Here is a 335-nt window from a genome sequence, read left to right on the forward strand (position 1 = left end):
CTTTGCAACCAACTTGTTGAACTTTAAGTACGGTTCAAATTGCTTTTCAGTTTGGTCAGTAATTGTTTTGAAAATATCCGTGTACATAAGTAACTCCTGATGAATACATAGTTTAATAAATTTGTGTCACTATCGTTTCAGCCAACGCTCATCGATTAACTCGCGATGCTTTGAAAAGCTGATCCGATATTTAAGCTTGCTACCGATATATCAGGCTCTAACCTTCAATACCTTTTAGCAAAACAGCGGTTCCCATTCCCCCACCCACACAGAGTGAAGCAACGCCATAAGTCGTTTTCTGTTCAAGCATTTCATGGATGAGTGCAACAATAATT

At 38.5% G+C, this 335-nt stretch carries 1 protein-coding gene and 1 pseudogene; both read right to left on the reverse strand.

The genetic code is table 11. The features are described 5' to 3' along the window. Positions 1–87: pseudogene (locus AB4486_RS28555) on the reverse strand (phasin family protein); the annotation flags it as partial. Between the two features lie 130 nt (positions 88–217). Beyond that, the coding region (locus tag AB4486_RS28560) for a hypothetical protein (protein ID WP_372120203.1) at positions 218–335 on the reverse strand (118 nt) is incomplete at its 5' end.

This window comes from Vibrio sp. 10N.222.55.C6 (assembly GCF_041473395.1).
GTDB lineage: Bacteria > Pseudomonadota > Gammaproteobacteria > Enterobacterales > Vibrionaceae > Vibrio > Vibrio crassostreae_C.